Below are 8,687 nucleotides of genomic sequence, written 5' to 3' on the forward strand. Positions count from 1 at the left end.
GACCTAGACGAGACCCTAAACGGCGAGAGCCCCCCGTTGGCGCGGGAGGCTCTCGGAAATCGCAGGCGCCGTGTGGGAGCGGCTTGATGTGATCGAGGAACCCTAGGCGGCGCATATTGCGTCGTCAAGGTCTCGAACCGAAGACCTATGGTCTTTTGCCTGCCGGTTTCGCAACCGCGAAGCGGCCTCGTCCCCATAGGGAAGGGACGACATGCAAACGGCCTTGGCTGGCGACGATTGGCGACCAGGCTTCGCCAAGCGCGCGCCTAATTTCGATAGGGTCTGCGCCCAGGCGCGCGCTTGGCGCTGGCAGGCTGGCGTCACTGTCGCGCGGATCGCTGCGGCGGTCCTGAAAGGCACGCCGATGCTGACCGTGCAACAGCGCATGACGCTGCTGCTCTATATCGAGCACCTCAACCAGGACCGGCTTGAACAGGACGTGGCGACGGTCTGGCCTGGCACGCGCCTGATCGCTGACTATCTGGGCTGTACGGAGAGCAACGCCCGGGCCCACCGTCGGGCGCTGGAGGCGGCAGGTTTCATGGTTCGCGACTATACCCGCGCCAACCGCCCAGCCGGTGTTGAAGCCTATGATCTGGCCCCGTTGGTGGCGCGGCTCGATGAACTGGAGGCCGCGGATCTCGCGGTTCGCGAAGCGGCTCAGGCCCGAAGGGCCGCCTATTCCGAAGCCGTCGTCTTCAGTGAAAGAAATACCGCCCGGGCGCCAGGATTCACCCACCTGGAACAGTCCCATCAGAACATCAGTTCTTCTGTACGAGAAAAGGACGCGCCTACAGCGCGACATCAGTCTGATAGTCGGCGACCTCCGGCCGCCGAGCCCGGCACGGCCTCCAAATCCTCGGGTCAACGCCCTGGCACCCGACAGAACGGCGCCCTTTGCTCTCCGGAGGGAGCAAGCGGTTTCTCCGGCGCCTTCTCGGAGGGGTCCGCGCCTGCGGAAATGGTCCGCCTGGAGCTTAGGGCCGCCTTCCAGGTGTCTCCCCGCATCGCCGCGCTGGTGGGGCCTGTCGCCGTGGCGGATCCGGCCAGCGTCACGCCTGCCGACCTCGCGCGGGTGGCGGCCGCAGTCCACGATCTTCTGCCCGAGCTTGAGCGGAACAATGACCAGACCTTCGCCTGGGCCTTGAAGCGGCACGGGGTGCGCGCGCTCGCCATGCTGGCGATCGCCATCGAGGACCCCGACGTCCGCAGCCCCTGCAAATACTTTGGCCGCATGGCCTCCTACGAGCCGAAGGGGGCACCCGACCTGCGCCTCAACTTCGCCCGCGTGCTCAAGGCCAAGGGCGATATTCCGCCGCCGGCGGCCCTGCCCGAACCTGCGCCGCTGATGGCCGCGCCGGGGGCTGACGATCCGGTATGGGTTGCGATCGCCGCGCCGTTACGGCGCTTGGTGCGCGAGGGGGCCTATGGCAGCTGGTTCGGACGGGTCGGGTTCCACGGCCTGACCGACGGCGTCTTGCAGTTGTCGACCCCCAGCCAGATCGCCGCCGACAGGATCAAGAGCCAGTACCTCAACGCCATCCTTCACGCCGCCGAGGTAGCGGAAGTGTTCGTCGAGCGCGTGGTGATCACCCTGCGCAAGGATCAACGATGATCTCGCGGCTGAGCATTCTCATGGCGGCGGTCGGGGTGATGGCCGCGGGTCCCGCCGAGGTGACGGGCCAGGCCCGCGTCGTCGACGGTGACACCTTCATCGTCGGGGCCGAGCGGGTGCGGCTTTGGGGCGTTGACGCACCGGAGGGCCGCCAGGTCTGTCAGGACGCCCAGGCCCGGACCTATGCCTGCGGCGACGTCGCGGGCGACCAGCTCGTGCGGTTGATCGGCGGCCGAGCCGTGCGCTGCGAGATCACGGATCGCGATCCCTACGGCCGCGCCGTCGCCCGCTGCCGGGCCGGATCGACGGACCTTGGCGAAGCCCTGGTCCGCGCCGGATGGGCGGTCGACTTCCGCCAATTCAGCCGCGGCGCCTATGCCAGGGTCGAGGCCGAGGCCCGCCAGGCGCGGCGCGGCCTATGGGCCGGGCGGTTCGAGACGCCCTCGAGCTGGCGGGCGGACGCGCGCCAGGTTCAGCCGGCGCCAGCCGGACCCCCGACTTCGGGATGCGTGATCAAGGGCAACATCAACGCCAAGGAGCGGCGCATCTTTCATGTGCCCGGCCAGCAGGATTACGCCGCGACCCGCATCGACACGGCCCGCGGCGAGCGCTGGTTTTGCTCGGCGGCCGAAGCCCTAGCTGCGGGCTGGACGGCGGCGGCGCGGTGACCCGATCCTGTCAGTCCCTTCCAATCGTGATCGTGGGGATGAAGCCGGCCGTCCGGTTATTGTCAAAGATGGTCATGGCCAGGTCGGATTTCGGCATCCACACCCGGCCAAGCTCGACGGCCAGCGAGGCGGGCATGGCGGGGAAGACATGCAGGATGGCGTCTTCGCCATGCTCGGCTTTGATGCGATCGAACAACGACCGCATCAGTTTTCGAAAGGCCGCTTGATCTTCCGGCCGGCGCAGGATGTCGTTGTGGGGCTCCGCCGCCGTTACCGACCAGATGGCGGCGTCATCCCCAAGAAGCTTGGTGATGCGCTCGTCGGTCACGGTCGCACTGATGCCGAGCTTTAGGGCGACGGGGCGGCCACGTCCCGAGGCCGGTGGCGTGACGGTGAAGGTGATGGGCGGCTGATCGGCCTGCCAGGCCCAGGTCACCGGTTCGCGATGGCGTTGGCGCACTATGGCCGGGACAATGTCGCAGAGCAGGCGGCCGAGCTCGATCAACAGGGGCTGCGGCGCCAGCGCGAAGACGCTGAGATGGCGCACCTCCTGCCGCTCCACCCGCCCGCGGACCTTGGCCTCGAACTGCCGGCGCAGGTTGTCGCGCTGGAAGATCCAGTAGGCGGGCTCGTCGTCCTTGTAGGCGCACCCGACGAGCTCCAGGTCGATCGTCTGACCGCAGGCCGGTTGGTGGTGGGGCGGCATGGCCGCGAAGATAGCCTTGGTCGAGACCAGGGCTTCGTTCTCGCCGATGTTGGCCCCGAAGCGGATGACATGAGAGGCGCGGTCCTCGTCGATCGCGGTCAGGACCTGGATGCGGCTCTCGTGCTCGGCCTTCATGGCCAGCAAGACCGGCTCGGGGTGGCCGGCGACGTCGACCACATCGATCAGCTTGTGGTGGGTGGCGCACATCAGCATGAGATTTTCGAGCGCGCGGGCTAGCAGCGGTGAGCGCACCGGATCACCGCGCGGGCCCTCGACACTGTCGCCCACAATGTGGGCGATGAACCCAAAGGTCGCGTCTTCGCGCCCAGAGATCAGATCGCCGACCAGGTCCTGGTTGCACCCTCGGTACTGGCAGCGCCCGCCGGCTCGCGCCCACAGCGCCGACTGGGTTTTCTGCGGGATGGTCGTCTTGGCCATCAGGCGCGCTCCACGTGCCGGCTGGTCCCGGTCCATTCGCCGGTGGCGCGCCAGCCCTCGTAGGGGACCAGCCAGTCGGTGATCCAAGGCACAGTCGTCTCGGCCAGCAGGTCGGCCGGAGACCACTCACTCGAGTCGGGATCGAGCATGCACAGCGTCACCTCCCCGTCCGGCCCGTAGTAGACGTGGGGCAGCATGCCTTCGGCGTCGCCGCGGCGCGGCCGCAGCGCCGGGGACAAGATCTCGACCTGCGGCTGCACGACCCGAACGCTGTAGCGCTCGACCATCAGCGGCGCGCGATAGAAGATGCCGACCCGGTAGGTCTGCAGAAGCGGCCGGACCGTCCCCTGCCACAGGGCCGCCGGTCCTTCGCTGCGGACAAGCTTGAAGGCCGGCCACAGCCGCGACATCGCCTCAATCTGTGTGTCGATCGATAGGCTCACGAGAAGCGGCGCTCGCCCATGCTGGTGTGCGCCCGGGCCGCGACCGGCGCCAGGCTGGCCAGTGAGCCGGTGATCGCAGGCTTGGCCGGGGTGAAGAGGCCGCCCTTGGGCGTATAGCCGTGCTGGCCGGCCTTCACCTGCCGGCCGAGGCGGTCGTTGAACGCCTTGACCGACCGCGTCACCACGCGCTCGCCGAACTGCACCCGCAGCCAGGCCTGGAGATCTTCCAGTTGCACGTTGCCCCGTTGAGCGGCCTCCAGGCCGTTGGCCAGGGTGTGGAGATGCCGCGCATAGCCTTGTTGCTGGGTCTGGTTTTCAGGCCAGCGATCGGTGAACAGCTCGGCGGTGAACTCCGGGTTCGGGACCGACAGCAGGCGGCCCTGGCGCGCCGCCTCGTCGATCGCACGCGCCGTCCAACGTGCCTGACGGATCACCATGTCGGCCAGACCCATCCCCGGCTGGGCCGCATGCCCCGCGTGGCAGGAGAGCACGATCGAAGGCGGTACGCGGCCGGTTTCGTCGGCATAGGCGATGTTGCGATGACGCTTGAGCAGCTGCAGGGCCACCGTCGTCACACTCTTGATGATCAGGGGCGTCTGCTCGGGCACGTCGTGGACGTCGGCGTCGGCGAAGGCGATGCCGGCCTGCTCATAGAGACGCTCGTTCAGGGCCTTGGCGAAGCGCTCTTCGGTCGGGGTGCGCGCGGTGTACCAGTCGCCGAAGGCGTAGGCGTTCATCGGCACATAGCGGCCGGGCGCGGCGCCGGCCCCCTTCTTGGCGTGGGCGATCACGCCCTCCTTCTCCTTGTAGGCCGTGCGGCGCGCCGGGGTGACGTCGAGGTGCATGCCGTCGGCGTAGTAGAGGGTGACGCAGCGCGTCTGCCGCACGATCTTGCTGACCGGGTAGCCGGCCAGGGCCGCCCCAAGATCATCGAGCAGGGCCTCGGGCCCATCGTCGCGGCCCGTGATCTCGGCGACGATGTCGATGTCGTATTCGTCGTCCGTGCCGCGGGTAGAGATCGTCGCGTCGATCCGCATCGAGCCTTGCGGATAGAAGCACGCGACCCGCCCGTTCAGCGGGCTGCCCGGGCGCTCAATATAGGTGCGGACCGCCTCATAGCGGCCCACCGCCTTGGCGTGGAGGCCGGGCGGGAGCTGCAGGCTAATGGCGATCTCCGCCAGGACGGCGTCCAGCGGATCGGCGAAGGGGTCTTTGGGCGGCGGCCAGGCCATGGCATCCTCGGTTTACAAAAATGGGCGAAACAGCGTTACTTCGCTCAAGACGTGGGGAGCCCCTGAACCAATTCAAGGGGTGTTGGTTTACAAATATGCGCTTAAATGCGAGTTTTGTAAACTGCGTGAAGGAGCGGGCGATGATCGGACGGAGACTGAAGGTGGCGCGTGCGTCCGCTGGCCTGTCGCTGCGCGAGCTTGCGGCCCGGATGGACGGCGTGGTGACGCCCCAGGCCATCGGCAAATATGAGCGCAACGAAGACATGCCGGGCTCGCGCGCCCTGATGGCGCTGGCCTCGGCGTTGGGCGTCAGCGAGGGCTACCTGCTCAGCGACGAGGAGCTGGTGCTGGAAGGCGTGGACTTCCGCAAGAAGACGTCGGCCAAGGAGGAGGCCACGGTCGAGGCGCTGACGATCCAGATGCTGGAGCGCTACCTGGCCATCGAAGACCTGTTGCAGCTGAAAAGCGTCGATTGGGAGCAGCCCCGCAGCGCGCCCTACCCCGTCAGCGACATCCGCGACGCCGAAGACGCCGCCCGCTCCGTGCGCGAGGAGTGGGGCTTGGGCCATGATCCGATCCCAAAGCTGGCCGAATTGCTCGAGGAGCGGGGTATCAAGGTCCTCTCGCTGGATCTTGAGGACATCGACGGCTTGGCCGCGCGCGTTCGCCGTCACGGGCGCGACGCCGCCCGGGTCGTGGTTGTTCGGCGAAATATCTGGGCGGAGCGCAAGCGCTTCACGTTGGCGCACGAGCTTGGCCACATGGTCATGGCCCCGGCTGTTGGCGTTGATGAGGAGAAGGCCGCGCACCGCTTCGCGGGGGCCTTCCTAATGCCGGCCGATGTGGTTCGGGCCGAGGTCGGGGCCCATCGCTCGTCGATCAGCATTGGCGAGCTGGTTGCGCTCAAGAAGCGCTTCAGCGTCAGCGTCCAGGCCATCGCCTTTCGGTGCAAGGACCTGGGGATTATCGACGCTAAGGCCTTTTCGGACCTCTACAGAGAATTCAAACGTAGAGGTTGGCGCGATCCGCCGTTCGAGGAGCCGGCGGTCATGCAGGCCGAGGAAGAAGAGCCCAAGCGCTTCGAGCGCCTATGCCTGCGGGCCCTGGCCGAGAATGTGATCGGCGAAGGCCGCGCGGCCGAGATGCTGGGTATCTCGATGCGCGACCTCGACGCGCGCCTGGAACAGGTGGCGTGATCCATGACGGTCCTCGTCTCGGACACCTCGGTCATCATCGACCTGGAACGAGGCGAGCTGCTGGAGTCGGTCTTCCGGTTGACGGTCGATTTCGCCGTGCCGGACCTTCTCTTCCATCGCGAGGTGGCCGGCCCCTTGGGCGACCGGCTTCTGGCGCTTGGTTTGCGGGTTGAGGAATTGTCGCCCGGCGAGGTGCAGGGCGCGACCGTGCTTCGCCGGGCTGACGCCAGCCTATCCTTGCCCGACACCTTCGCCTTCGCCCTGGCTCAGGGGCGACAGTGGACGCTGCTGACCGGGGACGCGGGTCTCAGGCGCACCGCCGAAGCCCATGCCCTCGATGTCCACGGCACGCTTTGGGTTCTGGATCAGCTGGAAGCGCAGGGGGCTTGCAACCTTGAGGCGCTGGCGGCGGGCTTGGCCAAGGCCTCGGGACATCCGCGGTGCCGTCTGCCGAGGGCCGAAGTCAACGCGCGCCTGGCCCGATATCGGCGATGAACTGCCGCTGGAGCGGCCGACCCGTCTCAGATCCGGCGCCGCTCTGACGCGGTGATGATCAGAGGGCCATCCAGCCCGGCAGTTCGCGGTCGAGGTCGGCTTGGTCAAAGACATAGACCAGCGCGTCGATGTGCGCGTCGCCGCGGATTTGAGCGGCCGCAAGTCGATGATTTCCATTCTGCACGCCAATCGGAAGTCCATCCGGCTGGGGCTGTAGGTCCAAGACAATGGCATGATCATCGCTCGGCAGGCCGTCGCGGACGAAGGTCGCCACTCGTTTGATGTGGAATGAGCGACCGCCTGGGCCTTGAAGGTCGTCTTTTACCTCGTCCCAGGAGCGAGGCTCGTAAGCGCCTTGTTCGACAGCTTCAACGATTTCACGGGCCTCGATGGGGTCGCAGCCCCAGAGCCGTCCGGAGAGGGGATCTACCTTCCCCGTCAAGCTTACGATCGGGATGCGGATCCGCTTGAAGCCCATCGCCACGCCCTAGGTCCCGACGCGATCGCCGCTGATATTGAAAAAGCGCGAATTCAGGTCCAGCCATACGTTCGACCGCTTGTTGCCGGTGTGCTGGCGTTGGCCCTGCTCATCCAGGTAGCCGACGCAGACATTGATCCAGAACCGGAATTCGCCGAGGTCGAACTGCCAGACGTTGAAGCGCAGCTGCTTGCCATCGGTATCGTGGACGCGGTTCAGCCGGCATATCGTCACCACCAACATGACCGGGCCCGCGGGGTTCCGGTCCCACAGATCGTCGTCGTGGAGGAAAGCGTTGAAGTCACCGGGCGAGAACTCGAAGCCCTTGATGCGCTCGACGGTGGCCCGGTCCTTGTAGGGGTGCGAGTGGAAGTCCCCGAGAAGGGTCAGCTCCGGCGCCAAGCGCTCCATGACCTCGGCCATCAGGTCGGTGGCCTCGGCTTTCGGCGTGACCGAATCCGTCTGCCGGTCGGCCGAGAGGCTGACGGCCAGCCGTTCGAGGAAGATGATGTGCTCATCGCCGCTGATCCGGCGGTGACCCCAGATCGGGCCTATGGTCTCGATCTCGGTCTGAAAGCCGTCGCCGTGACAGTAGGCCTCGATGGCGCCCATGATCGCCGCTTCCAGGAAGCGGTCAGACATCCGAACACGATAGTCGACCATGGTCCGTCCCGCCTGCTGTTCGCTGGATTGGCGGGCGGTCTAAGCCGCGCCGAGATCCTGGCCCGAGGCCGGGGCCGATCCGGCGTTCTGAGGTTGCCGGTCGGTCGACAGGGTGATGGGGCCGAAGTAGCCGAAGTCGTCACGGCACATGGCGATGGCGCGGGCGACGTCGCGGTAGACGCGCGGTTCGTCGGACTTGAACATGGCCAGGCGGTGTTCGCCCGAACGGCCGGCCAGGCGCAGCCAGACGCTCCACTCGCCCGCTTCCGACTCGGTGAGCCGGACTTCCTTGATTGAGCCGCCGCGTTCCAGGAACCAATTGACGTTGCGGGCGCGGATCGGGAAGTCGGGATTGGTCGCGATGACCCAGGCCTCCTCGCGGGCGTCCGTTTCTGTTTCCCGTTCAGCCATCATCTGCTGCGGCAAAGCCTGCTCCCCTACAATCGTGCTTAACTTGGCAGAAAAGCACCGTGCTGTCGCGGGGCGGTTGGCGACGAAGCGTGACAGTTCGCCCGGTTTTGCCGGGCAGGCGTCGTATTTTTGAGCCGCATTGCTGGGTCCTGTCCTCTGAGCGGCCATGGCGTGCGCCTTGAAGCGCGAGGCGGGGGGGAGCGCCCTCCCCCTGAGTCGCGAAGGCAGGCCTTGAGCGCCTACCCCCTCCAGCGGGGGCGGTCCTCCCAGGCTGTGCCAAAACTCGCCGGCCGCCCTGGCGTGGACGCCGCATCGAGCCGGCCGTTTAGGCCGACGGTGTCA

At 67.0% G+C, this 8,687-nt stretch carries 10 protein-coding genes; 4 read left to right on the plus strand and 6 right to left on the minus strand.

From position 1 onward, the window contains the following. The first annotated feature begins 211 nt into the window (after positions 1 to 211). Entirely contained in the window at positions 212 to 1,615 is a 1,404-nt protein-coding gene (locus tag ACFQ27_RS15725; protein WP_377354267.1) for a DnaA N-terminal domain-containing protein, read from the plus strand. Next, entirely contained in the window at positions 1,612 to 2,283 is a 672-nt protein-coding gene (locus ACFQ27_RS15730; RefSeq protein ID WP_377354268.1) for a thermonuclease family protein, read from the plus strand. Before ACFQ27_RS15725 ends, ACFQ27_RS15730 begins: the two co-directional genes overlap by 4 nt. 10 nt (positions 2,284 to 2,293) lie before the next feature. Here the strand turns inward: ACFQ27_RS15730 and ACFQ27_RS15735 are convergent, their stop codons facing one another. Genes ACFQ27_RS15735 through ACFQ27_RS15745 form a run of 3 tightly spaced genes read right to left on the minus strand, consistent with a single transcriptional unit; the run spans position 2,294 to position 5,102 of the window. Continuing rightward, on the minus strand, positions 2,294 to 3,427 hold the full coding sequence (locus ACFQ27_RS15735) for an SAVED domain-containing protein (protein ID WP_377354269.1): 1,134 nt from the start codon (positions 3,425 to 3,427) through the stop codon (positions 2,294 to 2,296). Continuing rightward, positions 3,427 to 3,837, minus strand: coding sequence for a hypothetical protein (locus ACFQ27_RS15740; RefSeq protein WP_377354270.1), 411 nt, complete (start codon positions 3,835 to 3,837; stop codon positions 3,427 to 3,429). Before ACFQ27_RS15740 ends, ACFQ27_RS15735 begins: the two co-directional genes overlap by 1 nt. Before the next feature lie 29 nt (positions 3,838 to 3,866). Beyond that, on the minus strand, positions 3,867 to 5,102 hold the full coding sequence (locus ACFQ27_RS15745; RefSeq protein ID WP_377354271.1) for a nucleotidyltransferase domain-containing protein: 1,236 nt from the start codon (positions 5,100 to 5,102) through the stop codon (positions 3,867 to 3,869). A 140-nt stretch (positions 5,103 to 5,242) separates the two neighbouring features. Between ACFQ27_RS15745 and ACFQ27_RS15750 the strand changes: the two genes are divergently transcribed. Next, positions 5,243 to 6,298: a helix-turn-helix domain-containing protein gene (locus ACFQ27_RS15750; protein WP_377354272.1), complete on the plus strand. Its 1,056-nt coding sequence runs from the start codon at positions 5,243 to 5,245 to the stop codon at positions 6,296 to 6,298. Between the two features lie 3 nt (positions 6,299 to 6,301). Beyond that, positions 6,302 to 6,793, plus strand: a complete 492-nt coding sequence (locus ACFQ27_RS15755; RefSeq protein WP_377354273.1) for a DUF3368 domain-containing protein — start codon at positions 6,302 to 6,304, stop codon at positions 6,791 to 6,793. Between the two features lie 58 nt (positions 6,794 to 6,851). Here the strand turns inward: ACFQ27_RS15755 and ACFQ27_RS15760 are convergent, their stop codons facing one another. The 3 genes from ACFQ27_RS15760 to ACFQ27_RS15770 all read right to left on the minus strand — a co-directional run bounded on the left by ACFQ27_RS15760 (position 6,852) and on the right by ACFQ27_RS15770 (position 8,513). After that, entirely contained in the window at positions 6,852 to 7,277 is a 426-nt protein-coding gene (locus ACFQ27_RS15760) for a hypothetical protein (protein WP_377354274.1), read from the minus strand. 3 nt (positions 7,278 to 7,280) lie between these two features. Further along, the gene (locus ACFQ27_RS15765) at positions 7,281 to 7,883 is read right to left on the minus strand and encodes a hypothetical protein (RefSeq protein WP_377354275.1); all 603 of its coding nucleotides are present in this window, start codon (positions 7,881 to 7,883) and stop codon (positions 7,281 to 7,283) included. Positions 7,884 to 7,973: 90 nt separating this feature from the next. After that, positions 7,974 to 8,513 carry a hypothetical protein gene (locus tag ACFQ27_RS15770; RefSeq protein ID WP_377354276.1) on the minus strand — a complete coding sequence of 180 codons (540 nt, stop codon included), beginning with the start codon at positions 8,511 to 8,513 and terminating at the stop codon, positions 7,974 to 7,976. Positions 8,514 to 8,687: the final 174 nt, after the last annotated feature.

The sequence above is a fragment of the Phenylobacterium conjunctum genome (assembly GCF_042679085.1).
Lineage (GTDB): Bacteria > Pseudomonadota > Alphaproteobacteria > Caulobacterales > Caulobacteraceae > Phenylobacterium > Phenylobacterium conjunctum.

What these genes read in the sequence shown, in the direction of transcription:
- ACFQ27_RS15765 (WP_377354275.1), bottom strand. Translation starts at nt 7,883, where the DNA reads ATGGGCGCCATCGAGGCCTACTGTCACGGCGACGGCTTTCAGACCGAG.
- ACFQ27_RS15740 (WP_377354270.1), bottom strand. Translation starts at nt 3,837, where the DNA reads ATGTCGCGGCTGTGGCCGGCCTTCAAGCTTGTCCGCAGCGAAGGACCG.
- ACFQ27_RS15730 (WP_377354268.1), top strand. Translation starts at nt 1,612, where the DNA reads ATGATCTCGCGGCTGAGCATTCTCATGGCGGCGGTCGGGGTGATGGCC.
- ACFQ27_RS15755 (WP_377354273.1), top strand. Translation starts at nt 6,302, where the DNA reads ATGACGGTCCTCGTCTCGGACACCTCGGTCATCATCGACCTGGAACGA.
- ACFQ27_RS15735 (WP_377354269.1), bottom strand. Translation starts at nt 3,427, where the DNA reads ATGGCCAAGACGACCATCCCGCAGAAAACCCAGTCGGCGCTGTGGGCG.
- ACFQ27_RS15745 (WP_377354271.1), bottom strand. Translation starts at nt 5,102, where the DNA reads ATGGCCTGGCCGCCGCCCAAAGACCCCTTCGCCGATCCGCTGGACGCC.
- ACFQ27_RS15770 (WP_377354276.1), bottom strand. Translation starts at nt 8,513, where the DNA reads ATGGCCGCTCAGAGGACAGGACCCAGCAATGCGGCTCAAAAATACGAC.
- ACFQ27_RS15750 (WP_377354272.1), top strand. Translation starts at nt 5,243, where the DNA reads ATGATCGGACGGAGACTGAAGGTGGCGCGTGCGTCCGCTGGCCTGTCG.
- ACFQ27_RS15725 (WP_377354267.1), top strand. Translation starts at nt 212, where the DNA reads ATGCAAACGGCCTTGGCTGGCGACGATTGGCGACCAGGCTTCGCCAAG.